Raw genomic sequence first — 24,965 nt, 5'->3', positions numbered from 1 at the left:
GGATAGGGACGAAAGACGGGAAATGAACATGAACGAACCCCTTATCATCGCGTCTTCAGCGCGAACGGCAGCGCTTTGCCTCGCCGCACCCGGCGCTCGCCATTTCCTTCCGGCGAGGACGGAGTGGCGTTTGTCGTCGACGGAAGGCGACGAGCGGCGCGGCGAAACTGCGACCGTGGTGACGCTGCTGCATGATCTCTTACCGGATACCGGCTATCTGTTCGAGGCCGAGGGGTTCGGAGCGCTGGAGTTCAGAACCAGCCCTTGCGCCGGGCTTGTTGAGGCTGCGGCGTTCTCCCTGGCGCCGGATGTCGCGCTCGATGATGAAGAGGGCGCGCGTGCCAATGCCGAGGCGCTGGAAAGGGCGGTGGCTACGGTGCCGCATGGCGGCACATTGCGGCTTGCGGCCGGTCTCTGGACGTCCTTCCCTGTCCGCCTCAAAAGCAACATGACCTTCCATCTTGCCGAGGGAGCCGTGCTGCGCGCCCCTTCGAGCCGTAAAGGGTGGCCGATCCTGCCGGCACGCGATGATGCGGGCCATATGCTCGGAAGCTGGGAAGGCCTTCCGGATGCCTGTTTCGCCGCGCCGGTTCACGCCATCGGGACAGATAATCTCATCATCGAGGGCACGGGCGTTCTCAATGGTTCGGGCGACAGGGGTGACTGGTGGAGCTGGCCAAAAGAAACCCGCGACGGCGCGCGGCGGCCGCGCGGCCTGCATCTCGTTTCCTGCCGCAAAATCCAGCTTCTCGGCTTTACGATAAAAAACGCCGCCTCATGGACAATCCATCCGCAGGGCTGCGAAGACTTGATCGCTGCCGGCCTCACCATCAACGCGCCGCATGACAGCCCGAACACCGATGGTTTCAATCCTGAAAGCTGCCGCAACGTCACGATATCGGGCGTTCGTTTTTCGGTCGGAGACGATTGCATCGCCGTAAAGGCAGGAAAGCGCGGCCCGGATGGCGAGGACGATCATCTCGCGGAAACCCGTGGCATTCTTGTGCGCCATTGTCTGATGGAGCGCGGCCATGGCGGGCTGGTGATCGGCTCGGAAATGTCCGGCGGCGTGCATGACGTGTCTGTGGAGGATTGCGACATGGTCGGCACGGATCGCGGCCTGCGCCTCAAGACGCTGCGCGGACGGGGCGGCATCGTCAGCAATATCGCCATGCGCCGGGTGCTGCTGGACGGCGTGCAAACCGCGCTTTCCGCCAATGCACACTATCATTGCGATGCTGATGGACATGACGAACGGGTACAGTCGCGGCAGCCGGCGCCGATCGACAAGGGCACGCCATTCATCGATGGAATTATCGTGGAAGATGTCGAAATACGCAATCTCGCCCATGCTGCGGGCGTCTTTCTCGGCCTTCCCGAAGCACCCATACGCAATGTCGCCATCCGCAATCTCACCATCGTCTCGCGCGATCCATCGGCCATCGCCGCACCTCCCATCATGGCTGACCGGGTTCGTCCCATGCGCCATGAGGCGATTGTTGTCGAGCAGACACATATAGTCTGCGACGATCCTGCCATGCTGAGCGACGCTTCTATTTCCACTGTTTCAGATCGCGATTGAGAAAATCCATGAAAGCCACTGAATATTTTGAGCAGTTCTGCAGTCGTTATAGGCATTACAAGGGCGGCAGCTGGTGTTATGAGGATGGATGCATCTACCGCGGCCTGCAGCAGCTGTCCGAGGCCACCGGAGAGGCGCGCTGGAGCGACCATCTGCACCGGCTCGCCGATGTGCAGATAGCGACCGACGGCGCGCTCGCCGGTTACGATCCGCAGGAATATAATATCGACCATATTCTTGCCGGCCGTATCCTCTTTCCCCTTTCGGAAGAAACGGGTGACCCAAGGTATCTCGCTGCCGCGGACCATCTGGCGGGGCAGCTACGCAGCCATCCACGCATCGCCAGCGGCAATTACTGGCACAAGAAACGCTATCCGCATCAGGTTTGGCTGGACGGTCTCTATATGGGGCTTCCGTTCCAGATTGAATATGCGCAGGCAACGGGGCGGGCCGAACTGATCGACGACGCGCTGAGGCAGTTTTCAACGGCACTTGCCCTGACGGCGGATACCGGCGGGCTCTATGTTCATGGCTACGATGAAAGCCGCACCCAGCGCTGGGCCGATCCGCAAACCGGCAAATCGCCGGCCGTCTGGGCCCGTGCGGTCGGCTGGCTGGCCATGGCGCTGGTGGATGCGCTCACGATACTGCCGGATGATGGCCGGACAAGTGAATTGCGACAGAGCACACGGCGCCTCCTGGCTGATATCGTCGCACGCCAGACAGGCACCGGTCTGTGGATGCAGGTTCTCGATAATCCGGATCTGGCGGGCAATTACGAGGAGACATCCGCCTCCGCCATGTTCTCCTATGCGCTGCTGCGTGCGGTCCGTCTCGGGCTGTTGCAGGGAGAGGCGGCGGGCGCGGCTTTGTCCGCAGGTCGTCGCGCGCTTTCGGCTCTGCTGGAGACCCGGCTTCTGGCGGGCGAAGACGGTGTCACTCGTCTTGCCGGCATCGTACACGTCGCTGGACTTGGTGGTTTCGAGGGCAATTATCGCGACGGCTCGCCGGACTATTATCTGACCGAGCCAGTGGTTAGCGATGACGCCAAGGGAGTGGGTCCCCTGATGATGGCCTTTGCCGAAAACATCCGGCTGGTCTGATGTGCCACCACCTCGATGAGCAGGCTAGTTAGAGCGGGACACCCCGAAATTTGGCCCGGTTGCGGCGCTATCAGCGGATCAGGCCCGCCTCTGGCGCTGCACCATCAAGCCGTGCTTTTTTCGATGAAGCGGATGGCGTCGCCGACGGTCAGGATCGTATTTGCGGCGGAATCCGGAATCTCCACCCCGAATTCCTCTTCGATTTCCATGACCACCTGAACTATTTCCAGAGAGTCTGCCCCGAGATCGTCGGCGAAACTGGCATCGTCCACGACGGCGGCAGGGTCTGCGCCAAGCTGGTCCACGATGATTTTTCTGATACGTTCGGCAATTGTGGGCATGAGAAGGCTCCGCGAGAGTGGTTGTCGCCGAACCTGCCCCATGGACATTGCCGGAACTTGTTCTTGCAAAATCACACATTTGCAGGAACAACACGGCTGTGTCCCGGGGTCGAAACATCGATGACATCCGGACGTAGCACGCCTTTCTCCGCTGCGAAAGGGTGCCGGCCTCGACCCCATGTCCGGAAAATTCGCGGCGACTGCAAGATTAAACGGTTTGTGACTGGAAGCGGAGAACCGGGACGCGGTAAAGCTGGTTTCCATTGAACAATTGCCGCTATCTCATTGAGCATCAACGCCATGGCCCCATCATCCCCGGAACGCTTCATCTTGCTTGACGGCATAAGGGGCGTGGCTGCGCTCTTTATCGTCCATCGCCATGCCGAGCAGTTTTTCGGCAGGGATCCGGCCTCGAGCTATCTCGCCGTTGATCTGTTTTTTGCTCTCAGCGGCTTCGTGCTGGCTCACGCCTATGGCGTCAGATTGCGTGACGGGGCTATCACGCCCGGCTTTTTCATGAAGGCGCGCTTCGCCCGGCTTTATCCGCTTTATGTGCTGGCACTGGCGTTGATGGTGGCCTATTTCATCTGCCTTTATATACTGGGTCTGCCGACGCCGATCGACGATCTGCATCGCCTCATCGATCCCGGTGAACTGGCCTTTGCGCTGGTGACGGGGCTTCTCTTTCTGCCGGCGCCTTTCACGTTGACCCTCAATGGCGCGCTGTTTCTCGTCAGCCCGGCGTGGTCGCTTTTCAACGAACTGGTGGTGAACGTGGTCTATGCCCGCTGGGGCGTGCGGGCGACGGTGAAACAGATCGCAGCCGTCATTGTTGCCAGCGCCATTGTACTGGTGGTGGCCGCCGCCGCGTCTGGAAAGCTGCATCTCGGTTTCCGTTGGCATGAAATGTATGCCGGCATGGGCCGGGTATTCTTTTCGTTTTTCGCCGGTGTACTCGTTTACCGGTTCCGCAACCGTGTGCCGGAGCTGAGGCCCGTCCAGGCCGCGCTCTGTCTGGTGCTCGTCTGTGTCATCCTTGCCGTGCCCGTATCACGCGAAGTCCGGCCCTTCTTCGACCTCGCAATCGTCCTGCTCCTCTGGCCGCTGCTGCTGTTCGTGGCCAGCCGAACGGTGCCGGGCCCCATGGTGAGTGCACTTTCGGGGTTTCTTGGTACGGCGTCTTACGCCGTCTATGTCCTGCATATTCCGCTTCTGGCATGGACGGAGTTTTTGATCCCGTCCATCACGCAGCAGAATATCGCCCTGCCAGCCGGCGTCCTGTTTCTCATCGGCACGACGTGGATTTCATGGTGGCTGACGGTCCGTTACGATCAGCCCGTTCAGAAATGGGTGAAAAACCGCCTGCGGAAACGCGCAGAAACCCGCCAGCCCGTCTAGTCGAAACAAGCGGGCCTGAAATTCAGTAGTGGGCAAAGATAGGCGCGGTCAGCACAAAGGCGGCCACAAGGCTGATGATCGTCAGTTTCGCCGCTCGCATGCGGCGCATTCTGCGGCCGCTCCAGTCATACGTCATACTCTCTCTCCACGCAGACGCAAACTCGCCGGTATGAAACCCGCTGACGTCGAGGCCTGTCCCGGCCTTCAGCGCGCATGTTCCATCCGTCACCTTCGTGCCGCCTGATCGGCGCACGGAGGTATCCATTTCAGTGTTGCCTGATATACATCATTTGCCAAGCCGTTATTTTCATCGGTGATTTTGAAGGCCTGGTTTCCCGTCGTCATGAATGGAAGAGCGCCGTTATCGGTAGAGAGGCGGCAGCCCCTGGATCGCGTAACGTGGCAACGGTTTCCATGAATTACTGCGTTCATGTTTATGAACGCCAAAAAGAAAGCGCATTTCCTTCGAAAGCTCGGCAGGGTCGGTCAGCCCGCCCTGAAACAGCTGGATCACCTTTCGGGCGGCATTGTTGTAAAGCATGACCTCCTCGTCCATGGTGTGCCGGTCATAACCGAGGTCTGCCAGCACCGACTGGAGCATCTTGAGGTCCTGTGACGAAATGATGCAATTTTCATATGCGGAAGACATCACGTCCTCCTTTCTATGGGGTTCACCAAAACTGTGGTGTCTCGCGTCGCTGCGGACGTCATGCGACGCCGCTTTCGTGCATCCGAGCGACAGGCCGTGCCATTAAAGCGTCGCGCCTTGGACATTCATGTCGTGTGGGTCCGTATCGTTCCTGCGGGTGAACGACATGAGCAGGACGAGGGCTTCAGCGGCCGTCGTAAAGCGGCGGTAACGCCCTTTTCAGTGATTGGGAGGGTGCGCCCATTAGGCGGAATAGGCAAGTTAATTCCGTCGCAGTCGGCGGCAGTCGTGCATATTTATCTTCGGCTGCTCACGGCAACAAAAAAGGCCGGGGCAATATTGCACCGACCTTCCTCATATCGCTCTCAACACCAGTGCCAGTACATCCGTGGTCAAAAGTCTGAAGCGACTAAAACAACTGCGAACGACGATTTCATTCGCGCTCACCAGCAGTTGCTATGAGAGATATATAGAAGAGCAATATGGCCAAAACAAGTCCGGTCTCCCAGACGAGAATTTATCGTCGTGACCTGCGCGCCGATACCGTGCCCTACTTCTTCTTGCCATCCGCTGTCGTGGCGTTTGCAAACTTCACCTGCGAACCGGCCGGCGCCGCGGCGGGTGTTTTCGTCTTGTCCTTCTTCGGCTTGCGGATTTCCTTGTTACTGCGCAACTGACCCTTTGCCATGGTGTCGTCCTCCTGCGTTGACCGGGCGATGTGAAAGCGCCCGCTATCTGTTACCGGATCGTTTCTTTGCGGGCACCGGATCGGCGGCGACAACCGCCGCTTCCTGTGCCTCGCGAAGCTGGCGAAGGCGTTCCGTCTTGCGGGCGCGCTGGTCGGCTTCGGCGTTGATGATCTGCTTTGCCGCGCTGTCGGTCAATGATGCTTTGTCCTGAGCGGACAGTTTACCGGGCTTGAAAAAAACTTCTTTCGTGGCGGCCATGGCAGTCTCCTTCGCGGAAGTGCGGTGTAGGGCGTTTACCGGGTACGGGCGGCCTTTTTGGGCGCTGGCAGCAGCCCTTCGCGCTGCATCTTCTTTTTCTCCAGCTTGCGGTGGCGGCGTACGGCTTCGGCTTCTTCGCGAACACGCTTTTCCGACGGCTTTTCATAGGATTCGCGGGCGCGCATCTCGCGGAAAATGCCTTCACGCTGCATTCTCTTTTTCAGGACGCGAAGGGCCTGTTCAACATTGTTGTCTCTGACGAGTACCTGCAAGACTATCTCCTTTAAGCGGCCAATGCCGCTACTTTCTGATTTTGATTGTGTTCAGGTTGATCCAGCTTGATCCGGTTTCGCGTGGCGAGAGGCTTTCGCCTTTGCCTAGCCGCGAGGCCGTCGACATCGATGCATCTATCTCATCGAGTGCGACGCTGCGCTCAAAATTCTCGTGCTGGAAACGCACCCTGTAACGAACCGTTCCCTGGGCTTCGGGCATGACTGACACAATCCGGCCGGGACCATCGGGCTGTGCATTGCCAAGGACGCCGGACTTCAAAAAGACGGTGTCACCGCAATGATAGGAATTTTTACGCATGAGGACCTCCATGGCCCAAAAACAAAAGGCCGGGCTTTAACCCGACCTCTCACAGTCATCGGCAAGCGCAGCCAGTACATCCGTGGTCTGCGGTGCCAAAATGACGAATATCAAGCTGCCTGAAGGTTGTCGGCAGAGCTCTTTCCGGACCGACGGTCCTGGACGATCTCGTAGCTGATCTTCTGGCCGTCGTTCAGAGAACGCATGCCAGCGCGCTCAACAGCGGAAATGTGGACGAAAACGTCCGTGCCGCCATTGTCAGGCTGAATGAAGCCGAAGCCCTTGGTGGCGTTAAACCACTTTACAGTACCAGTGTTCATAACGATTTCCTTTCGTAGAATCGTTGTGGTTCCCGCGATACCTTGCGGGATAAGATCGATTATTTGAGAGGAAATCCGACGGGGAACAGTCTGTTCCAGAACGACGTCACAAGCAATGGTCGATAAGGCAAATATAAGCTCAATTTTCGATTTTGCAATGACCACCGTGAAGAAACAGGTATTTCGCGACGGTTCGGGGGCTAAGTGACTGTTAATGCGCCGAAATATAATAAATGTATGATATTTCGGCACAAATGGTCATCAGCCGGCTCCCGGCGTGACGTCCTTGCCGTCGCCATCCGGCAGGCTTCCTGCGCCTGGTGTCTTTTCATGGTCGGTCAGGGAAGGTTTGGCGTGCGGACCTGCAGGAGGAATGTCGCTGGCCTTCGAAGCCCTGTTGTCGTCGTTTTTCGTCTTTTGCTCTTGCGTCATGGCGTTCTCCTTCTGACAGGGAAACGCTGACGGCAGGACGAGGTTCCGTAACCGTGCAAGGGCGCGGGCGGGCGTGATCGGTCAGCGGCGGGAGCGCGGCTTCTTCTCTTCCCGATTCATGTCGCGCCCCACCCATTTGAAGAATACGACGAGGCTGACGCCGATGATGATGAGCGGAACGATGGATTGCAAACTGGACATGACTCACTCTTTCTTCCCCCGGCAATCAATTTATCGGTATGGAAGGAGTGCGTAATCTGCGGAATATCGCCCGTTCTTTTTGGTGGTTGCCCGTGGCGGATGGCGCCACGGGCTGAGGCAGCTAGAGGGGCAGGGATTTCACCGGCTGGGAGCCGCCTTCCAGCGCACTTTTCAGTGCCGCCACGCCTGTCAGAACCGACATGGCGCCAGCGCGCGAACCAGCCCGCTGCCGCAGCCGGTCGTTGGAGCCGGGCTTGAAGATCATGTCGCGCATGCGGTTGTCGCCGCCATAATGGCCGCCCGGCTCATGCGGCACCCAGATGTGCTCGACGCCGCCACCGAAGCTCTTCACCAGCAGGATTTCATCGGCCGGCGGCTCCGTCCAGGGCTGCTTTTCATATTGGCGCATCTCGATGCGACCCTTGTGGCCGTTGAAGGCGATGTGGTGACCCTCTATCGGCATATAGGTGTTGAGTGAATAGGAAACCTGCACGCCGCTGGCATAACGGATCGAAGCGCTCATGGTATCGGGAATGTCGATGTCCTCCCGGAAGACGCAGGCATCACGCATGTATCCGTCAATGCTCGACGGGTCCTCGTAGAGCGCATCGAGGAAAGGATCGGCGCCGAGGTCCATGAAATAATCACACTCATTCTTGTGCGGACAGGTGCGACAGCGCGTTCCGCGGAACGGGCCGTTCTTGCCATAATGCAGCAATTGCCCGAAGCCCTTCACCTCCACCGGATCGGAATCGAGATACCAGTTCAGGAGGTCGAAATGGTGCGTGGCCTTGTGCACGAACAGGCTGCCGGAATGTTCTGTGAAGGCGTGCCACCGGCGGAAATAATCCGCGCCGTGCTGGTTATCGAGATACCAGTGGAAATCCACCGAGGTAACGGTGCCGATGGCGCCTTCGTCGATCAGTTCCTTGATGCGGGCTGCGGTGGGAGAGAAGCGATAATTGAAGGAGACATCGACCCGGCGGCCGCTTTTGGCCTCGGCTGCGCGAATCCGGTCAATCTTTTCGGGGGTGGTGGTCATCGGCTTTTCGCTGATGACGTCTGCCCCGCCTTCCAGCGCGCGGATGATGATGTCGTCATGCGTATCGTCGGGCGTGCAGACGATCACCAGCTCCGGGCGCTGCTCTTCCATCATCCGGTCGAAATCGTCGTAAAGCGGAGCGCTCGATCCCATCATGGCGCGGGCGCGCTCGGCGCGCATCAGGTTCAGGTCGCAAACGCCGACGAGTTCGACATAGTCGCTCCAGCCGGCCAGCAATTCGCGGCCCCACATGGTAGTGCCACGATTGCCGGTGCCGACCAGCGCATAGCGTTTGCGTTTCACCCTTTCAGGCATTGTGTCTCTCCCGGATCTATCAACAAACAGTCTTGAAACGCTCAACCACGGTGGCGAGGACCTCGTCCACCGGGCGCGCCTGCCAGCGATGCGAAAAGATTTCCACTTCCTGCGGGCCGTGGAAGCCCGCAGCCTCGATCATGGCGCGAAATGCCTTGAGGTCAATCACACCATCTCCCATCATGCCGCGATCGTTGAGCGGGTCAGTGGTCGGCACCAGCCAGTCGCAGATGTGATGGGCGAGAATTTGGCCATTCCTGCCGGCCCGCGCCACCTGCTCCTCCAGCTCCGGGTCCCACCAGACATGATAGACATCGATGGCCACGCCGGTGCCGGCACCCAGCCGGTCACAGAGGTCGAGCGATTGTTTCAGCGTGTTGATGCAGGCGCGGTCCGCGGCATAGAAAGGATGCAGCGGTTCGATGGCGAGCGGCACGCCGGCAGCCCGCGCATAAGGAAGAAGTTCCGCCATGCCGTCCTCCACCATCTGCCGCGCACCTTTCAGATCGCGCGAACCGGCGGGCAGGCCGCCCACGACAAGCACAAGGCAGTCGGCCTTCATGGCGGCGGCCTCATCGACGGCGCGTTTATTGTCCTCGATGGCGAGACGTCGGCCTTCAGCGTCAGGAGCCGGGAAAAAACCGCCGCGGCAATGACCGGACAGGCGCAGGCCGTTCCGCTCAACGATGCGGGCGGCCTCCGCAAGGCCGATACCGTTCACCTGCTCGCGCCACGGTGAGATGGTGGTGATGCCATGGGCGAGGCAGGCATCCACGATGGCACCGAAATTTGCGCCTTGCCGCACGGTCGCGAAATTGATGGAAAGGCCTTCAAGGCTCATGTTCTATCCTCCCTCGTTCTGCTTCAGCTGATACCCCGGACGGCGAGAAATGCCTTCATCCGGTGCGTCGCCAGGTCAGGTTCAGCCAGCACGTTGGCCTTGTCCGCCAGCCGGAAAAGCTCGGCGAAATGCTGCGTGGAACGGGTGCTTTCCTGGCCGCCGACCATGGTGAAATGATCCTGCAATCCGTTGAGATAGGCGAGGAACACCACGCCGGTCTTGTAGAAGCGGGTGGGCGCCTTGAAGATGTGGCGTGAAAGCGCCACCGTCGGCTCCAGAATATCGAAAAATTCATTATCAGCACCGCGCTTCAGGCTGGCCAGCGCCTTGGACGCAGCAGGCGCGATGGCATCGAAAATGCCGAGGAGCGCATCCGAATGGCCCTTTTCGTCACCGGCGATCAATTCGGCATAGTTGAAATCGTCGCCGGTATACATGCGCACGCCAGCGGGCAGGCGGCGGCGCATGGCAATTTCCTTTTCCTTGGAGAGAAGTGAAATCTTGATGCCGTCGATCTTGTCGGCATTCTCCTCGATCATGGCAAGGCAGGTGTCCATGGCGGTCATATGGTCGCCCGAACCCCAGTAGCCCTCGAGCGCCGGGTCGAACATTTCGCCCAGCCAGTGGATCACCACTTTCTGTTCGGCGCGGGAAAGCACCCTGGTGTAGGTCTTGAGGTAATCATCGGGCGAACGGGCGGCGGCGGCGAGCGCGCGGCTGGCCATCAGGATAACGCGCCCGCCTTCTCCCTGAACAAAATCAAGCTGTTCGAGGTAAGAGTGGACAATCTGGTTCAGATCGTAACCGCTGCCGTTCAGATGATCGGTGCCCACCCCGCAGGCAATCAGCGCATCCTTGCGGCTGGCGGCTTCCTTGAGCGAACGGGAGATCAGCTCCTGGGCCTGCGGCCATGCCAGCCCCATGCCGCGCTGAGCCGTGTCCATCGCTTCCGCGACCCCGAGGCCGAGGTCCCAAAGGCGATGACGGAACCGCAAGGTCGCGTCCCAATCGATCGCGGGGGTCAGCCACGGGTCGTTGTCGGCAAGCGGATCGGCCACCACGTGGGCGGCTGCGAAAGCGACGCGGTTGAAATCGGCGGCACTTCGTTTTTCAACCGCGACCGGCGTGCCGGATAATCTGTAAACCTCGATGCTGCGGTCGTCCTTCGGAAGCTTGAGTTCACTCATGTCAGCCTCCTCAGGAAAGGGCGGGAACGTCGAGCCAGCGGCGTTCCTTCCATGATTTCAGCCCCAGCTCGGCAAGCTGCACGCCCTTCACGCCTTCCATCAGGCCATAAGGCCACGGGTCGTTATCGACGAGGTGGCGGATGAACATTTCCCACTGTGCCTTGAAGCCGTTGTCATAAATGACGTTGTCCGGCACCTCCTGCCAGGTCTTGTAGAAGTCGATGGTCTGCGGCTGGTCGGGGTTCCATACCGGCTTCGGCGTGTTGGTGCGGTGCTGGGTGAAGCACTTCGTCAGGCCAGCGACGGCCGAGCCGTGAGTGCCGTCCACCTGGAAGGTGACGAGATCGTCACGGCGCACCCGTACCGCCCATGAAGAGTTGATGTGGGCGATAATTCCGCCCTCCAGTTCGAAGGTGGCGTAGGCGGCGTCGTCCGCATCCGCCTTATAGGCTTTGCCCTGTTCATCGAAACGCTCCGGAATGTGCGTCGCGCCGAGGCAGCTCACGGATTTCACCGGTCCGAACAGATTGTCGAGCACATAACGCCAGTGGCAAAGCATATCGAGAATGATGCCGCCGCCATCCTTCAGGCGGTAGTTCCATGAGGGGCGTTGCGCTGGCTGCCAGTCGCCCTCGAAGACCCAGTAACCGAACTCGCCCCGCACGGAGAGAATCTTGCCGAAGAAGCCGCTGTCGCGCAGCATGGCGAGCTTGCGAAGGCCGGGCAGGAACAGCTTGTCCTGCACCACTCCGTGCTTAATGCCCGCACTTTCGGCCAGGCGGGCAATCGCCAGCGCCTCATCCATCGTGTCCGAAATCGGTTTTTCGCAATATACGTTCTTACCGGCCTTGATGGCTTTTTCCAAAAGGCTGCCACGCATCTGTGTCGTGCCAGCGTCGAAGAAAAGTGTGTCGTCAGGGTTGGCGAGAGCGGCATCAATATCGGTCGTCCAGCGCGCGACATTATGCTTTTTGGCGATTTCCTCGATCTTCGCGCCGTTGCGGCCGACGAGAATGGGATCGAGCATCACCCTTTCACCGTTCTTCAAAAGCACGCCGCCCTGATCGCGAATGGCGAGAACGGAGCGCACGAGATGCTGGTTGTAACCCATGCGGCCGGTGATGCCGTGCATGATGACGCCGATACGTTTCATGAATTTCCTCCCAAGGCGACCTTTTCCCGCAAGGCCGCTTCCGTCAAACATGGTAATTTGTAACCATTTGGTTATTTGTGATCGCGAAGAACACGATCTGTCAAGGTGTTTTTTGACAGGAGAAATTGATGAGGTTTGAAGGCTCGCCCTTGCAGTTATTCGCTGCGCCGCAAAAGAAAATGACGCGCTTCGCGGATGCGAATGGCGTGTCATCGCTGTAGTTAAACAGGAATCCGGCTTGGCGCGTTCAGACCCGCCGCACTGCAGCAAGCAACGTGTCGACGATGTGCTGGCCCCATCGCTCCAGCTCGGCAGGGTCTGTCAGGTCGCGCTGGAAGATCGTTGACAGGGTGAACCTGTTCGACAGGTAGAAGGCGCCGAGCGAAGCGATGGTCAGATAAACGTCGATCGGGTCGAGGCCGTCACGGAATTCGCCGGCGTCGCTGCCACGCCGCAGCACGTCCTCAAGCTCGGAAATGAAATTTGAGTGCATCGCCGTGATCGTCGGTGATTGCCTGAGATACCGGGCTTTATTGAGGTTTTCCGTGGCGAGGATGCTCAGGAATTCGGGGTGGTCGAGAAAGTAGTGCCAGGTGAAAAGCGCAAGTTCCCGCAAGCCCTCGGACGGGGCCTTACGGGCCAGATCAAGCCGTCTTTCAGTGTGGCGGATATGGCGGTAGGCGTCTTCCAGAACGGCGAGATAAAGCGCATCCTTGTCGCCGAAATAATGGTAGATCATCCTCTTGTTGGTCCCGGCGCGGCGGGCGACGACATCGATTCTGGCCCCCGCCAGCCCTTTGGCGGCCACCTCGCGGCGGGCAGCTTCAAGAATGGCGGCGCGGGTTCTTTCCGGGTTTCGCACCTGGGCAGTGGCCCGTTTGCGCTTTGGCGGCGGCGTTTTCTCCACGGCCGGATCGGGGCCCGGATCGGACGGCTGGTTCTTAGTCGTTTCTTCCATTTCGGCACCCGCTTGACAATGTTTGCGATCGGTGTTCCCATGTAACCAATTAGTTATAAAACGGCAAGTGTCGTTTGCGTTCATCATCAATTGGCAGTCAATAGGGAGGAGTTGCCAATGCCCGTGATGCTTCAGAGGAGAACTGTGCTTTCGGCAGGGCTTGCGGCCCTGTCGCTTGCAGCATTGGGAGGTGGTTCGGCGCAGGCGCAGGCCGCGCGCCTTCGCATGTTGTGGTGGGGGTCGCAGGAGCGTGCCGATCGCACCAACAAGGCGATAGCAGCCTACAAGCAGGTGAAGCCCGATCTCGACATCGCCGGGGAATTCGCCGGCTGGAGCGATTATTGGCCCCGCCTTGCAACGCAGGTGGCGGGCCGCAATGCGCCCGATCTGATCCAGATGGATTATCGTTACATCTTCGAATATGGCCGGCGCAGCGCGCTGGCGCCGCTGGATGATTACATCGGCAAGGGCTTGAAGATCGAGGATTTCGGCAAGATGAACATCGATTCCGGCAGGGTCGATGGCAAGCTTTACGGCATCAATCTGGGGGTCAATTCCAGCGCCGTCTTCTTTGACAGGGCGGCCTGGGAAAAATCCGGCGCGACACCGCCGGCCATCGGCCAGACCTGGGAGGAGTTTGCCGAAAATGCCGCCAAGCTCAGCAAGAACAAGCCGAAGCCCGGTTATTACGCCACAGCCGATGCGAGCGGCGTGGAGCCGAGCTTTGAAAACTGGCTGCGCCAGAACGGCAAGTCACTCTACACGCAGGATGGCGGCATCGGCTTCGATCCGACCGACGCGACCAAGTGGTTCACGCTCTGGGCGGATCTGCGCAAGAGTGGTGCCTGCGTGCCCGCCGATGTGCAGGCGCTCGACCAGCTCAATATCGAAACCAACCCTTTGACGACGGGCAAAGCGGCAACCGCATTTGCCCATTCCAACCAGTTCGTCGGGTATCAGAAGCTCAACAAGGCCAAACTTGCCATCAGCTCCTATCCGAAGAGCACGAAGGACGGCCCTTCCGGCCACTACCTTAAACCTTCCATGCTCATCAGCGTCGCCAATGGCAGTGCCGGTATCGAACAGGCCGTCGGGTTTATCAATTTCCTCGTCGCCGAGCCGGAAGGCATCGATATTCTCGGCGTGGAGCGCGGCGTTCCGGCGTCGGAATCCATGCGCAACGCGCTGACCCCGAAACTCGATGAAGTCAGCAAGAGCATGGTGGAATATATCGCCGAAATTACACCCGGCGTCGGCGATCTGCCGCCGGCGCCACCTCCGGGTGCGGGGGAATTCGCCTTTGTCCTGAAACGCACGGCGGAAGAAGTCGGCTTCGGCAAGATCACCCCGGAAGAAGGCGGTGACCGCCTCGTCAAGGAATCCGAAACCGTTATCAAACGGAAGTGATGGTTTATGGCCTTTCGATCTGAAACTCTTGTGGGGGAGAGCCGTGGCGCGGCTCTCCCGAAACGGGGCGGCCTGAAGCGGATCTTCGACCGCAACATTCACGCCTACCTGTTTCTCCTGCCCTGGCTGATCGGCTTTTTCGGCCTCACGCTGGGCCCGGCGCTTGCGTCGCTTTATCTGTCCTTCACCAACTACGACCTGTTGCAGTCGCCGGACTGGGTGGGTGCGGCCAATTATGTGCGCATCGCCACGGCCGACCCGAAGTTTGCCGCCGCCATGCAGGTCACCTTCACCTATGTGCTGCTGTCGGTGCCGCTGAAGCTGATTTTCGCGCTGCTGGTGGCGCTCGCCTTCAACCGCGGCATCCGCGGCCTGACCCTCTATCGGGCGATTTTCTATCTGCCGTCCTTGTTGGGCTCCAGCGTCGCGATTGCCGTTCTCTGGCGTCAGCTTTTCGCCTCTGACGGTCTCGTCAACATGATACTCTGGCAGGCCTTTGGTTATGAAGGGCCGAGCTGGATTTCCAATCCGGATTATTCGATCTACACGCTGGTCATCCTGTCGGTCTGGCAGTTCGGTTCGCCGATGATCATTTTCCTCGCAGGTCTGAGGCAAATTCCGCAGGACATGTATGAGGCCGCCGAAATCGATGGCGCAAGCAAGGTGCGGCAGTTCTTCCGCATTACGCTGCCGCTTCTGACGCCCGTCATCTTCTTCAACGCCGTGATCCAGACGATCGACGCCTTCAAGGCCTTCACGCCGGCCTTCATCATTTCCGAGGGCACCGGCGGGCCGATCAATTCGACTCTGTTCTACACGCTCTATCTTTACCAGGAAGCCTTTGGTTTCTTCCGCATGGGTTATGCCTCGGCGCTTGCCTGGATCCTGGTGATCATCATCTCGCTGTTCACGGCCTTCTCGTTCCTCAGCGCGAAATACTGGGTGCATTACGATGACTGACGCTGTTACCGCTCCCCGGCCGGGACAAGGCCCGCAACGCTCGCCGCTGAAATCAGTGATGCTCCATACGGCGCTGATCATCGCCTCCTTTGCGATGCTCTATCCGATCCTGTGGATGATTTCAGGCTCCTTCCGGCCGCAGGACGAGCTGTTCGGCTCATCCTCGCTCATTCCCTCGGCGGTGGATGTCGGCGGTTATATCAGGGGCTGGACCGGGCTGCAGGTGAGCTTTGGGCAGTTCTTCTGGAACTCCTTCTTCATCTCGGTGCTGGCCACCATCGGCAACGTGGTCGGCTGCTCGCTCACGGCGTTCGCTTTTGCAAGGCTTCGCTTCGGCGGGCGCAATTTCTGGTTCGCGCTGATGCTCGGCACCCTGATGCTGCCCTATCACGTCGTGCTCATCCCGCAATATATCCTCTTCTTGGAAATGGGCTGGGTGAACACATCGCTGCCGCTGATCGTGCCGAAGTATCTCGCGACGGACGCCTTCTTCATCTTCCTGATGGTGCAGTTCTTCCGCGGTATTCCGCGTGAGCTGGATGAAGCGGCTGTCATGGATGGCTGTTCGCCCTTCCGTATCTACTGGAAGATCATGCTGCCCCTGTCGCTGCCAGTTCTGGCAACGGCCGCCATCTTTTCCTTCATCTGGACCTGGGACGATTTCTTCGGTCCGCTGATCTATCTGAACGACATCAACACCTACACCGTGCAGCTTGGTCTCAGGTCCTTCGTGGATTCCACCGGCAGCTCGGACTGGACCTCGCTTTTCGCCATGTCCAACCTGTCACTGGTGCCGGTCTTCCTGTTTTTCCTGTTCTTCCAGCGGCTGCTGATTGAAGGCATCGCGACGACGGGAATGAAACGCTGAACGGATCCCGGATCGGGAACGTATTCTAAGACAATCAACACTGTCGCAGCCGTCCCGCATGCGGCGCGACAGTCGGGAGAAACAGCATGGCAAGCAGCATTACGCTCGAAAAAATCGTCAAGCGGTTCGGCGCTTTTCCGGTCATCCACGGCATCGATCTCAAGATCGAGCCGGGCGAATTCACCGTCTTCGTCGGCCCTTCGGGCTGTGGCAAATCCACGCTTCTGCGCATGATCGCCGGGCTTGAGGAAATCTCCGAAGGCGATCTGCGTATCGACGGTGAGAGGGTCAACGAAACCGCTGCCTCCAAGCGCGGCATCGCCATGGTCTTCCAGTCCTATGCGCTCTATCCGCATATGAGTGTCTACAAGAACCTTGCCTTCGGGCTGGAAACGGCGGGCTACAAAAAACCGGAAGTCGAGGCGCGGGTGCAGAAGGCCGCCGATATCCTGCAGATCGGCCCGCTGTTGCAGCGCAAGCCGAAGGCGCTTTCCGGCGGCCAGCGCCAGCGTGTCGCCATCGGCCGCGCCATCGTGCGCGAGCCGAAAATCTTCCTCTTCGACGAACCGCTCTCCAACCTCGATGCGGAACTGCGCGTGCAGATGCGCGTCGAAATTGCCAAGCTGCACCAGACGCTCGGCAGCACCATGATCTATGTGACGCATGACCAGGTGGAAGCCATGACCATGGCTGACAAGATCGTCGTGCTGCGCGACGGCCGCATCATGCAGGTTGGCCGCCCGCTCGATCTCTACAACAATCCCGCAAACCAGTTCGTCGCGGGGTTCATCGGCTCACCGAAGATGAATTTCCTCTCCGCAAAAGTGGCTTCAGGCGACACCTCCAACCGCACCATCGAAGTGGCGGGACAGCGCATCGTGCTTGAAAAACCGGTCACTGCTCAGCAGGGGGAACCGCTCACCTTCGGTGTGCGCCCGGAACATGTGAACCCGCAGGCCCAATCCTCGCTCGGTGAAGCTTCCATCCAGCTCGTGGAACATCTCGGCGGCTCGACGGTGGTTTACACCAGCACCCCCGACGGCCAGCCAGCGACCGTGCTTCTCGATGGCCAACGCCATATCCGCATCGGCGAAACGATTCCCTTTGCCTTCGATCTGGGTAAGACGCATCTGTTCGGGGCGGATGGACGGCGGATATGAGAACGAGTGGTGAGCTGTCTCACCACAGTGGCTGACGAAGTCCAGAAAGCTTTACGTTCTTCATCCTCGGGCTTGTCCCGAGGATTTGCGACGTCTTTGTTCCACATGATCAGGTTCCCGGCACTAGGCCGGGGGTGACGCCGCGTGTGAGGTTAATCGTGCGCTAATCGGCCACTCCGCGGCCAGCGAGTATCTTGCCTAGTGTCAGCGCGTCTTCCGCAAACTGGCCGATGTCATCACCCCTGACGAATTCCAGCATCGCATAGGCGGGTCTCGTCCATTCGCCCTCAGGCAAAGCCTCGATGCACGCCCGCCAGTAGTCTGCGCGGTCGGCAAGCGGCAGGCGGCTGGCGTCGGCGAGCCAGGCGAAAACATGCAGATGGCAGATGCGTGGGCCGAGCGCGGATATTTCCGCGAGTGCCTCTTCCAGCGGCAGGCCCGGGGCGGGTTGCCAGTAGAAGAACAGGTTGGGCATCGGCAAATCCTGCGCCAGCTGCTGGGCGGAGGGGAGGGCGTCTGTCAGCGAATTGGGGTGGTATTCGAGACCGATTGTCATGCCGTAGTCTTCCGCTCGGTGAGCAATTGTCGCCAGCGCTTCCATTGCCCCGCGGCGTTCCGCGGGTGTGTAATCGGCGGATGGACGTTTGCGTTGCCCCGGCCAGATACGGATATGCTGTGTGCCGAGCGCCCTTGCCGTTTCGAGCACACTGGTCACATCGTCAGGTGTGAAATCCGGCGCGAAGATATAGGAACCGTAGGACGAGACGGAGAGGCCTGCTTCCGCCGTCCGCGCCGCAACCTGCCGCGCATTTTCGAGGTCGCCCGGCGGGACATGGACATCCGCACCCCATTCGATCGCCCTGATGCCATTGCTGGCCGCAAGCTCTATCACCAGCTGTGGCGTCAGGGAGCGGAAGGTGACGGAGCAGAGGCCGGGTTCGAAAGGTCTCACGCGATCAGGTCCAGATGTTCGGGCCGCACCTGCTGCTGCAAAGGCACTGCGCAGCAGAAGCGTTCGATTTCGGCAATCGCCATGTCGCCGAGCCTCGCCCGTTCGAGACCGGTGGCGCCGGCAATATGCGGCGTCAGGAAGACGTTCGGCAGGCTGTAAAAGGGTGAGTCCGGCGGCGGCACTTCGGGATCGGTCACGTCGATGATGGCTTCGATGCGTCCGGTTTTTAGTTCGGCCAGAAGCGCGTCTTCATCCACAAGTGCGCCGCGCGCCGTGTTGATCAGGGTTGCGCCGTCCTTCATGCGGGCAAGCGCTGCCGCGCCAATCATGTGCCGCGTCTGCGGCAGGGAGGGCGCATGCAGGGAAATGACGTCGCTCGCCGCCATCAGCTCCTCGAGCGAGGCAAGACGGACGCCGAGCTTTTCCGCTTCCGCAGCATCGAGAAGCGGGTCGAAAAGCATGAGATTGAGATCGAAGGGCTGCAATAGACCAATGACGCGACGTCCGATGCGTGACGCGCCGACGATGCCGACCGTGAGGCCGAGATTGCCGATGGCCTGCGCCTGCAATCGCTCGACCGGGGCTCGGTCGCGATGCTCCAGATAAAGACGCCTGAAGCCGAAGGTGCGCTTGCCGGCCAGCAGGATCATCGCCAGCGAAAATTCTGCGACCGGCTGCGCATTCGCCTCTGCGGCGCTGCACACCGTAACGCCCCGATCGAACACCGCTTGCGACAGGAAATATTTTACCGTGCCGGCAGCATGGGAGATAAGCCTGAGGCGGGGCATCAGCGCCAGTTCCTGCGCGCCGATATCCGGACAGCCCCAGCCGGTCAGGAGGATATCCGTCTTCGCCAGCTGCTCTTTCACCGCAGGATCGTGGAAATCGCGGATTGTGCCTGTGTCGAGAATCTCGACCCTCTCTGACAACCTGTCGAGCGCCTGCGATGTCAGCACATGCTCGGTCCGTTCCGGGTCCATGGCTATGCTGAGACGCGGAATCGGGCTCGTCATTGCGGCTCTCCCCTGGCCGCCATGCTGCTGACCGGCACGCCCTCTCTCGCGAAGAGGCGATCAAGCGCCTCCAGGTCGGGAATGGCTGGAACCGAAGCCATTGCTTTCTCGCCTTCCGGGCCGCTCACCCCGGCAAAGACCGCGCAAATCAGAACGCTCTCGCCGGCAGCGATCTGGCCGCGCAATTGCGGCACGGTGGTCTTGGCGTTGATGAGATTTGTATTGGGCAGTGCCTTCAGCGCCACGCCGTGCCGGTCTATGCTCGAACCGAGATCGATGATTGCCGATATGTCAGTGCCACAATCCGTCGTCGCCCGTCCGGCCTCTTCGCTCATGGCGTCGCGGTCGCCATCGTTGCGGTTGATCGCAAAGCCACCTTCCGTAACCCAAAGGGAGCGGGCAGAGGTGATCCGGTGCAGTCTGATATGCCAGTCGCCAGCCGCAACCAGCGTGGTTTCAACGGTGACATCGGCAAACGGCTTCCATGTCGCCCGCAGGCTTGCTCCCGCCAGCAGAACCTTTTCGTTGGTCTCGCGCACGCGGTAATGCAGTCCGTCCTCGGAAAAGGCCAGCATATTGTCGAAACCGTTGGTCTTGAAGCCACGCTCGTCCACTTCCACGCCGAAGCCGTAGCGGGAGGAATAGGCGAATTTTGCGTATTTTTCCGGCCCGCCGCGCATGGAGAGATTTTCCTGGCCGCTGGAGAGCGCCGTGACGTTGCCTTTCGTCCGCATCATCACCATGCCGGGATGAACAAGCGGCTTAGGGCTTGCGGACGGCTCGGGCAGCCTTTCCTCCGCCTGCCAGAAGGGATGACTTTCCGGCAGGGCAAGCGGCAGGAAAGCCTTGAAAGCCCAATAGGGCGAACCTGCAGAATTATAACTTTCCGACATGGTGAGCTGCGGATAGGCGTAACCGATGGAGAGCACGCCATCGCGATCGGCAATCGGCTTTTTGGCCCACCAGCGCAGATGCAGCAGATAAAGGCCCTTGATCTCGCCCCAGGGCAGCGCCTCCTCGTCGGCAAAGGCAAGGCCCGCCCAGAAACCGCCACAGGCAAAACGGTAGGTCATGGAGCGGCCGAAAGCCAGGGTTCCGCCATCCTCATCGAACCAGCTGGCAAAATCGCCAGCGAAAAGCCGTGCGCGTTGCCGGTAACGCTCGGCATAGGCGTCATCAGGCTTGCTGAGTTTCGCGTAAATCAGCCCGTAGAAATGCATGGCGAAGGCAATGTAGTGATCGATGCGGCGATAGTTGCCGTCGCGATACCAGCCGTCGGATATATAGAAATCGTCGAGCTCCTTCTGGAAGGTTTCGGTCAGGCTGCGATCGAATTCGATACCGAGATGATCCAGCGCCATGTCGACCATGACGCGAAAAAACTTCCAGTTATTATCGGCGTAACCGCGCTCACGGGCGGTCAGCAAATAGCGGCGCACATTGTCTTTCTGTGTATCGGACAGTGGTTCCCACAGATGCTGCGGCGCAAGCCGCAGTGCAAAACCGATTGCAGCGAGCTCCACCAGCCGCTGATCCTTCTGGCGCACATCACCCCAGTATTCAGGATGGGAAGGATCGGTGCCGTTGGCTATGCCCCGGGCGAGAAGCGGCCAATGGTCGAAACGATCGCCACTCAGCGCAAGTGGTGCGATGCCCCAGAGCGGTCGGGCAAAGCCTTCCAGATCGGCCGCCGCCCGGTCGAAGTGCGCGGCTGCTCCGCTGAGCGTCACCCTTGCGCCACCCTGCGAGAAATAGGGAAGAAGCGGCGCAAAGCTATCATCCAGCGCCCGCCGGACATCGGCGCGGCTTTTGAGCGGATTGCCGTGCAGCGGATTAAATCGCGCCATATGGGGTCTGCTCATGGTATCATGCATCGCGTGTCGCCTTTCCCGTCTTTTTCGCCTTGCCGGCTGTCTGTCCTTCCACCAGCTGCACGCCAAGTTGCACCTGACGGGCATTGGCGGAAGGCTCGGTCAGGCGCCGCCGCAGCAGGTCAACCGCTTCGCGCGCAATCTCGCGGCGATCGACCCGGATCGTGCTGAGACGTGGGGTAGAAAGTTCGGCAAAGGGCAGGTCATCGAAACCGATGATGGAAAGATCGTCGGGAACGCCGAGGCCCAGCTCCTGCGCTGCCCCGAGTGCGCCAAGGGCAATTGCGTCATTCATACAGAAAATGCCTGTCAGTTCAGGGTTTTTGGCCAGCAGCTGGCGAACCGCGTCGCCCGCCTGCCCGAAGCCGCTATCTGCCGTCGAAAGCAGGAACTCCTCATAGGTCGTTCCTTTTTCCTCAAGGATCGTATGGCGGAAGCCGCGCATACGCTCCCTGATAGTGTGGCGATGATGCGGACCGATATAGGCCACCTTGCGATGGCCGAGTTCCAGAAGCCGCCGGGCCGCCAGCGCGCCGCCGTAAAAATTGGAAGGCGAAACGCAATCGAGCATCATGGAGGGGTCAGCACTGTTGACAAGAACAGGTTGCAGTACGCCCTGCGTGATGCGGTGGATGATCTCCTCCTCGGGATCGAGCCCGATGGCCAGGAGGCCGTCCACCTCACAGACCCGCTGGATCAGGGAATCGTCGATCTGCTTCTGGTGCAATAGCCTGATGTCGAGTTCGAAACCGTCCGTCTGGGCGAGGCTGCGCAGCACATCGAAAATATCGTGATAAAACGCGCCAATATCGCCCGTCGCCCTTTCCGCGGACATGAGCGCGAGGATTGTCTTGCCTTCCAGCTGCACACCGGCCGCCTGATTGGTTGTCGGTCGCAAGGGGTAACCGAGCTCCGCCGCAACTCCCAGAACCTTGGTCTGGATCGACGCGCTGATCCCTTTTTCCCCTGCGAGAACACGTGAGACTGTGCTGATGGAGACCCCGGCGCGCTGGGCGATATCCGACTGGCGCGGACGGCTGATGTCGGGCGTATCGTTCATATCGGCTCCTGCGCTTGCAAAAAAATCTATTATGATGCAAATATTGCAAACAAAGAAAATTTGCAAGAATTTAAGTGATATCAGAAAAATTTGCAAAACGCGGGAGGAGCAGATGCAAATGATTGATAGACGCGGGTTTTTGGTGACGGCGGCGTTGGCGAGCCTGGGTGCTGCGGCGGGCGGTTTTTGCGCGGCTGCGGCTGAAACCCGGCTTCGTTGCGTGTGGTGGGGATCTGCCGATCGCAGCAAGCGCACCAACGATGTGATCGCCCTTTACCAGAAGGCCAATCCGCAGACCGAGATCAGCGGGGAAATGATCGCCGGTTCCGATTACTGGACCAAGCTTGCGACATCGATGGCGGGGCGAAACGTCGCCGATATCTTCCAGCTCGAACCTTCCACCATCGCCGATTATTCGGGTCGAGGCGCCTGCATGGAGCTGGATCAGTTCGTCGGCAAGTCGCTTGATCTTTCCACCTTCGGCAAAAGCGAGATCGATCTCTGCCGTATCGACGGCAAGCTTTACGGCGTCGGCCTCGGGCTGAATTCCTTCTGCATGATGTATGACGCCGACACGCTGAAAGAAGCGGGTGTTTCCGTTCCACAGGATCAGATCACCTGGAAGGCGCTTGCTGAACTGGCGCGCGATTTCAAGAAGAACGGCCCGGCGAAGCGCAACTATTGGGCCGTACCCTATGGCGCGCGTTATCATTATGTCTTCGATGTCTGGCTGCGCCAGCGCGGCAAGCTTCTGTTTCAGGACGGCACCATCGGCTTCAACAAGGAAGATGCCAAGGAATGGTTCGCCTATTGGGAGGACCTGCGCGAGAACAAGCTTTGCGTTTCCGCCGATATCCAGACGCGTGACGACAATACCATCGAATCCAATGCGCTGACGCTTGGCAATTCCGCCATCGGTTTTGCCTATTCCAACCAGCTTGTCGGTTACCAGAAACTCAACAAGCAAACGCTGTCCATCGGCATGCTGCCGGGTGAGGGGCCGGGCAAGCCGACCGGGCATTATTATCGGCCGGGCCTCATCTGGTCCATTTCGTCCACTTCGACCAACGCGGAAGCGGCGGCGAAATTCATCAACTTCTTCGTCAACGATCTGGAAGCAGGCAAGGTGCTCGGCGTCGAGCGCGGCGTGCCGCCCGCCAAGGTCGTGCGCGAGGCATTGTTGCCGACGCTCAACGAGACCGAGCGCAAGACGGTGGATTACATTGAGAGCCTGTCGGGCAAGCTCGATCCCTATCCGGAGCCCGCCCCGATCGGCGCCAATGAGTTCGACCGCGGCGTGATGCGCCCCATCGCCGATTCGCTCGCCTTCGGCCGCGCCACCGTGGATGAAGCAGCGCAAAATCTCGTCGACACCGGCACGCGGACCCTGCGCAAGCGCGGCTGACGACGAAAGGGCACCGCCGCGCGGTCTCGCAGCCGCGTGGCGATGCCTTTTTCATGAAGCAAGGGCGGTGAATCCCGCTTTCCGCCTTTTGGAAGCGCCTGCATGGCAAACGGCACTGGACAAGTGCATGGCATTTAAGCCAGAAATTCTGATCTGGATCGATAAATCTGAAGATTAGAATATGGCGCCCAATTTCCTTCTCGTTGATGCTGAAAAAGAATTCGATGTGCTGAAAGCGGCCGCATCGCTGATCCGCGTGCAGATATTGAAGCTCTTGCACGAGGCGAGCGGTCTCAATGTGAATGAAATCGCCCAGAGACTGGATCTGCCGCAGTCCACCGTGTCCGCAGGGGTGGCGGTTCTTGAGGAGGCGGGACTGCTGCGCACCGAGACGCGCAAGGCGCGCAAGGGCAGCCAGAAAATCTGCTTTGCCACCTGCGACGAACTCATCGTTTCCTTCCGGAAACCCGAAACCCCGGCGACCTCAAACTATATTGCCGTGGCGATGCCTCTCGGTCTTTACACGCAAAGTTCGGTAACGGCGCCCTGTGGCATCTGCTCGCCGGAGGGCATTATCGGGCTTCTGGATGTGCCCGATACGTTCATGGATCCGGACCGCATGAAGACGGCCTTGTTATGGCTGACATCGGGTTTCGTCGAGTATCAGTTCCCCAATAACGCCAAGATTCAGGGGCGGGAGGTCGAGGAAGTCGAGTTTTCCATGGAGGTCAGTTCCGAGGTTCCCGGAACCCACAGCAACTGGCCGTCGGACATCACCCTGTCCGTCAACGGCAGGGAAATCGGCGTCTGGACGTCGCCCGGCGATTTCGGAGACAAGCGGGGAACATTTACGCCGGACTGGTGGAAGCTGTCCGGTTCGCAATACGGTATGCTGAAAACATGGCGGATTACCGCCCAGGGAACCTTTGTGGATGGGACCCGGATTTCGGATGTGACGCTCGCGGATATCGATCTGACCAGCCACCGTTCCATCCGTCTGCGCATCGAGGTCAAGGCGGATGCGAAACATCCGGGCGGGCTGAACATATTTGGCCGCGGGTTCGGAAATTACGACCAGGACATCGTTCTGCGTCTGCGAACGGCTGCCTGATCCAGCAAATTTAATAAGTATGATTTTCGCGGTTGACAGGCGCGAATTCCCTCGGCAACTATATTATCAAATGTGGTTTATACCACATTTCACGATAT

The 24,965-nt window shown here is 59.5% G+C and carries 27 protein-coding genes; 9 read left to right on the top strand and 18 right to left on the bottom strand.

The genetic code is table 11. The features are described 5' to 3' along the window. Positions 1-28 precede the first annotated feature (28 nt). Positions 29-1,582 (top strand): glycoside hydrolase family 28 protein, encoded by a 1,554-nt coding sequence (locus tag K7A42_RS13395; RefSeq protein ID WP_282455384.1) that lies wholly within the window; start codon positions 29-31, stop codon positions 1,580-1,582. Between the two features lie 8 nt (positions 1,583-1,590). Continuing rightward, positions 1,591-2,685 carry a glycoside hydrolase family 88/105 protein gene (locus K7A42_RS13390; RefSeq protein ID WP_282455383.1) on the top strand — a complete coding sequence of 365 codons (1,095 nt, stop codon included), beginning with the start codon at positions 1,591-1,593 and terminating at the stop codon, positions 2,683-2,685. Between the two features lie 104 nt (positions 2,686-2,789). Here K7A42_RS13390 and K7A42_RS13385 read toward each other — a convergent pair whose 3' ends face one another. Continuing rightward, positions 2,790-3,026: an acyl carrier protein gene (locus K7A42_RS13385; RefSeq protein ID WP_004444965.1), complete on the bottom strand. Its 237-nt coding sequence runs from the start codon at positions 3,024-3,026 to the stop codon at positions 2,790-2,792. 300 nt (positions 3,027-3,326) lie between these two features. Here K7A42_RS13385 and K7A42_RS13380 point away from each other — a divergent pair, with 300 nt between their 5' ends. Further along, positions 3,327-4,424: an acyltransferase family protein gene (locus K7A42_RS13380; protein ID WP_282455382.1), complete on the top strand. Its 1,098-nt coding sequence runs from the start codon at positions 3,327-3,329 to the stop codon at positions 4,422-4,424. A gap of 22 nt (positions 4,425-4,446) precedes the next feature. Here the strand turns inward: K7A42_RS13380 and K7A42_RS13375 are convergent, their stop codons facing one another. The 13 genes from K7A42_RS13375 to K7A42_RS13315 form a co-directional block, all read right to left on the bottom strand. Then, the gene (locus tag K7A42_RS13375; RefSeq protein ID WP_125271381.1) at positions 4,447-4,677 is read right to left on the bottom strand and encodes a hypothetical protein; all 231 of its coding nucleotides are present in this window, start codon (positions 4,675-4,677) and stop codon (positions 4,447-4,449) included. Between the two features lie 108 nt (positions 4,678-4,785). Further along, on the bottom strand, positions 4,786-5,073 hold the full coding sequence (locus K7A42_RS13370) for a hypothetical protein (RefSeq protein ID WP_064263390.1): 288 nt from the start codon (positions 5,071-5,073) through the stop codon (positions 4,786-4,788). A 550-nt stretch (positions 5,074-5,623) separates the two neighbouring features. Continuing rightward, positions 5,624-5,761, bottom strand: a complete 138-nt coding sequence (locus K7A42_RS13365) for a hypothetical protein (RefSeq protein ID WP_004444959.1) — start codon at positions 5,759-5,761, stop codon at positions 5,624-5,626. Between the two features lie 43 nt (positions 5,762-5,804). Then, positions 5,805-6,020, bottom strand: coding sequence for a hypothetical protein (locus K7A42_RS13360; RefSeq protein ID WP_004444958.1), 216 nt, complete (start codon positions 6,018-6,020; stop codon positions 5,805-5,807). Between the two features lie 35 nt (positions 6,021-6,055). Next, a complete protein-coding gene (gene rpsU, locus K7A42_RS13355; RefSeq protein WP_006700627.1) occupies positions 6,056-6,292 on the bottom strand; it encodes a 30S ribosomal protein S21 in 237 nt (78 codons plus the stop codon). 28 nt (positions 6,293-6,320) lie between these two features. Further along, positions 6,321-6,611, bottom strand: a complete 291-nt coding sequence (locus K7A42_RS13350) for a hypothetical protein (RefSeq protein WP_004444954.1) — start codon at positions 6,609-6,611, stop codon at positions 6,321-6,323. 110 nt (positions 6,612-6,721) lie between these two features. Continuing rightward, entirely contained in the window at positions 6,722-6,931 is a 210-nt protein-coding gene (locus tag K7A42_RS13345; RefSeq protein ID WP_003508146.1) for a cold-shock protein, read from the bottom strand. 261 nt (positions 6,932-7,192) lie between these two features. Next, positions 7,193-7,363 (bottom strand): hypothetical protein, encoded by a 171-nt coding sequence (locus tag K7A42_RS13340; protein ID WP_282455381.1) that lies wholly within the window; start codon positions 7,361-7,363, stop codon positions 7,193-7,195. 322 nt (positions 7,364-7,685) lie between these two features. Next, entirely contained in the window at positions 7,686-8,921 is a 1,236-nt protein-coding gene (locus K7A42_RS13335) for a Gfo/Idh/MocA family protein (RefSeq protein WP_282455380.1), read from the bottom strand. 19 nt (positions 8,922-8,940) lie between these two features. Continuing rightward, positions 8,941-9,762 carry a sugar phosphate isomerase/epimerase family protein gene (locus tag K7A42_RS13330; protein WP_004444942.1) on the bottom strand — a complete coding sequence of 274 codons (822 nt, stop codon included), beginning with the start codon at positions 9,760-9,762 and terminating at the stop codon, positions 8,941-8,943. Positions 9,763-9,785: 23 nt separating this feature from the next. Next, entirely contained in the window at positions 9,786-10,949 is a 1,164-nt protein-coding gene (locus tag K7A42_RS13325) for a dihydrodipicolinate synthase family protein (protein ID WP_022562635.1), read from the bottom strand. A 10-nt stretch (positions 10,950-10,959) separates the two neighbouring features. Then, complete coding sequence (locus K7A42_RS13320) at positions 10,960-12,102, bottom strand: Gfo/Idh/MocA family protein (protein WP_022562634.1); 1,143 nt, start codon at positions 12,100-12,102, stop codon at positions 10,960-10,962. A gap of 247 nt (positions 12,103-12,349) precedes the next feature. Further along, the gene (locus tag K7A42_RS13315; RefSeq protein ID WP_004444938.1) at positions 12,350-13,060 is read right to left on the bottom strand and encodes a TetR/AcrR family transcriptional regulator; all 711 of its coding nucleotides are present in this window, start codon (positions 13,058-13,060) and stop codon (positions 12,350-12,352) included. 117 nt (positions 13,061-13,177) lie between these two features. Here K7A42_RS13315 and K7A42_RS13310 point away from each other — a divergent pair, with 117 nt between their 5' ends. The 4 genes from K7A42_RS13310 (at position 13,178) to K7A42_RS13295 (ending at position 17,455) form a co-directional block, all read left to right on the top strand. Continuing rightward, positions 13,178-14,467, top strand: coding sequence for an ABC transporter substrate-binding protein (locus K7A42_RS13310; protein ID WP_282455379.1), 1,290 nt, complete (start codon positions 13,178-13,180; stop codon positions 14,465-14,467). Between the two features lie 6 nt (positions 14,468-14,473). After that, a complete protein-coding gene (locus tag K7A42_RS13305) occupies positions 14,474-15,427 on the top strand; it encodes a carbohydrate ABC transporter permease (RefSeq protein ID WP_004444936.1) in 954 nt (317 codons plus the stop codon). Continuing rightward, positions 15,420-16,295, top strand: coding sequence for a carbohydrate ABC transporter permease (locus tag K7A42_RS13300; RefSeq protein ID WP_004444935.1), 876 nt, complete (start codon positions 15,420-15,422; stop codon positions 16,293-16,295). Before K7A42_RS13305 ends, K7A42_RS13300 begins: the two co-directional genes overlap by 8 nt. An 86-nt stretch (positions 16,296-16,381) precedes the next feature. Beyond that, positions 16,382-17,455 carry an ABC transporter ATP-binding protein gene (locus tag K7A42_RS13295; protein ID WP_100911159.1) on the top strand — a complete coding sequence of 358 codons (1,074 nt, stop codon included), beginning with the start codon at positions 16,382-16,384 and terminating at the stop codon, positions 17,453-17,455. Between the two features lie 163 nt (positions 17,456-17,618). Here the strand turns inward: K7A42_RS13295 and K7A42_RS13290 are convergent, their stop codons facing one another. Genes K7A42_RS13290 through K7A42_RS13275 form a run of 4 tightly spaced genes read right to left on the bottom strand, consistent with a single transcriptional unit; the run spans position 17,619 to position 22,351 of the window. After that, a complete protein-coding gene (locus K7A42_RS13290) occupies positions 17,619-18,407 on the bottom strand; it encodes a sugar phosphate isomerase/epimerase family protein (protein WP_282455378.1) in 789 nt (262 codons plus the stop codon). After that, on the bottom strand, positions 18,404-19,420 hold the full coding sequence (locus tag K7A42_RS13285; protein ID WP_244455369.1) for a hydroxyacid dehydrogenase: 1,017 nt from the start codon (positions 19,418-19,420) through the stop codon (positions 18,404-18,406). The genes K7A42_RS13290 and K7A42_RS13285 overlap by 4 nt, the downstream gene beginning before the upstream one ends. Continuing rightward, entirely contained in the window at positions 19,417-21,294 is a 1,878-nt protein-coding gene (locus K7A42_RS13280; protein WP_113382420.1) for a DUF2264 domain-containing protein, read from the bottom strand. The genes K7A42_RS13285 and K7A42_RS13280 overlap by 4 nt, the downstream gene beginning before the upstream one ends. Then, positions 21,287-22,351 (bottom strand): LacI family DNA-binding transcriptional regulator, encoded by a 1,065-nt coding sequence (locus tag K7A42_RS13275; protein ID WP_282455377.1) that lies wholly within the window; start codon positions 22,349-22,351, stop codon positions 21,287-21,289. Before K7A42_RS13275 ends, K7A42_RS13280 begins: the two co-directional genes overlap by 8 nt. Before the next feature lie 112 nt (positions 22,352-22,463). On the opposite strand from K7A42_RS13275, the gene K7A42_RS13270 reads away from it, so the two are divergent. Together K7A42_RS13270 and K7A42_RS13265 are read left to right on the top strand one after the other, a co-directional pair. Beyond that, positions 22,464-23,756, top strand: coding sequence for an ABC transporter substrate-binding protein (locus K7A42_RS13270; protein WP_282455376.1), 1,293 nt, complete (start codon positions 22,464-22,466; stop codon positions 23,754-23,756). Between the two features lie 181 nt (positions 23,757-23,937). After that, positions 23,938-24,867: an ArsR/SmtB family transcription factor gene (locus K7A42_RS13265; RefSeq protein ID WP_004444928.1), complete on the top strand. Its 930-nt coding sequence runs from the start codon at positions 23,938-23,940 to the stop codon at positions 24,865-24,867. Positions 24,868-24,965: the final 98 nt, after the last annotated feature.

The sequence above is a fragment of the Agrobacterium sp. InxBP2 genome, assembly GCF_026191755.1.
Taxonomy (GTDB): Bacteria; Pseudomonadota; Alphaproteobacteria; order Rhizobiales; family Rhizobiaceae; genus Agrobacterium; species Agrobacterium pusense.
Note: the sequence above shows the minus strand (reverse complement) of the source record. Positions and strands in the feature narration are given on the sequence as shown.

Bases quoted from the DNA above. Each gene is read 5' to 3' on its own strand.
- K7A42_RS13305 (WP_004444936.1), top strand. From the start codon at position 14,474: ATGGCCTTTCGATCTGAAACTCTTGTGGGGGAGAGCCGTGGCGCGGCT.
- K7A42_RS13315 (WP_004444938.1), bottom strand. From the start codon at position 13,060: ATGGAAGAAACGACTAAGAACCAGCCGTCCGATCCGGGCCCCGATCCG.
- K7A42_RS13270 (WP_282455376.1), top strand. From the start codon at position 22,464: ATGCAAATGATTGATAGACGCGGGTTTTTGGTGACGGCGGCGTTGGCG.
- K7A42_RS13320 (WP_022562634.1), bottom strand. From the start codon at position 12,102: ATGAAACGTATCGGCGTCATCATGCACGGCATCACCGGCCGCATGGGT.
- K7A42_RS13265 (WP_004444928.1), top strand. From the start codon at position 23,938: ATGGCGCCCAATTTCCTTCTCGTTGATGCTGAAAAAGAATTCGATGTG.
- K7A42_RS13295 (WP_100911159.1), top strand. From the start codon at position 16,382: ATGGCAAGCAGCATTACGCTCGAAAAAATCGTCAAGCGGTTCGGCGCT.
- K7A42_RS13365 (WP_004444959.1), bottom strand. From the start codon at position 5,761: ATGGCAAAGGGTCAGTTGCGCAGTAACAAGGAAATCCGCAAGCCGAAG.
- K7A42_RS13360 (WP_004444958.1), bottom strand. From the start codon at position 6,020: ATGGCCGCCACGAAAGAAGTTTTTTTCAAGCCCGGTAAACTGTCCGCT.
- K7A42_RS13325 (WP_022562635.1), bottom strand. From the start codon at position 10,949: ATGAGTGAACTCAAGCTTCCGAAGGACGACCGCAGCATCGAGGTTTAC.
- K7A42_RS13330 (WP_004444942.1), bottom strand. From the start codon at position 9,762: ATGAGCCTTGAAGGCCTTTCCATCAATTTCGCGACCGTGCGGCAAGGC.
- K7A42_RS13310 (WP_282455379.1), top strand. From the start codon at position 13,178: ATGCCCGTGATGCTTCAGAGGAGAACTGTGCTTTCGGCAGGGCTTGCG.
- K7A42_RS13370 (WP_064263390.1), bottom strand. From the start codon at position 5,073: ATGTCTTCCGCATATGAAAATTGCATCATTTCGTCACAGGACCTCAAG.
- K7A42_RS13280 (WP_113382420.1), bottom strand. From the start codon at position 21,294: ATGCATGATACCATGAGCAGACCCCATATGGCGCGATTTAATCCGCTG.
- K7A42_RS13285 (WP_244455369.1), bottom strand. From the start codon at position 19,420: ATGACGAGCCCGATTCCGCGTCTCAGCATAGCCATGGACCCGGAACGG.
- K7A42_RS13350 (WP_004444954.1), bottom strand. From the start codon at position 6,611: ATGCGTAAAAATTCCTATCATTGCGGTGACACCGTCTTTTTGAAGTCC.
- K7A42_RS13335 (WP_282455380.1), bottom strand. From the start codon at position 8,921: ATGCCTGAAAGGGTGAAACGCAAACGCTATGCGCTGGTCGGCACCGGC.
- K7A42_RS13385 (WP_004444965.1), bottom strand. From the start codon at position 3,026: ATGCCCACAATTGCCGAACGTATCAGAAAAATCATCGTGGACCAGCTT.
- K7A42_RS13395 (WP_282455384.1), top strand. From the start codon at position 29: ATGAACGAACCCCTTATCATCGCGTCTTCAGCGCGAACGGCAGCGCTT.
- K7A42_RS13390 (WP_282455383.1), top strand. From the start codon at position 1,591: ATGAAAGCCACTGAATATTTTGAGCAGTTCTGCAGTCGTTATAGGCAT.
- K7A42_RS13340 (WP_282455381.1), bottom strand. From the start codon at position 7,363: ATGACGCAAGAGCAAAAGACGAAAAACGACGACAACAGGGCTTCGAAG.
- K7A42_RS13380 (WP_282455382.1), top strand. From the start codon at position 3,327: ATGGCCCCATCATCCCCGGAACGCTTCATCTTGCTTGACGGCATAAGG.
- K7A42_RS13345 (WP_003508146.1), bottom strand. From the start codon at position 6,931: ATGAACACTGGTACTGTAAAGTGGTTTAACGCCACCAAGGGCTTCGGC.
- K7A42_RS13275 (WP_282455377.1), bottom strand. From the start codon at position 22,351: ATGAACGATACGCCCGACATCAGCCGTCCGCGCCAGTCGGATATCGCC.
- K7A42_RS13300 (WP_004444935.1), top strand. From the start codon at position 15,420: ATGACTGACGCTGTTACCGCTCCCCGGCCGGGACAAGGCCCGCAACGC.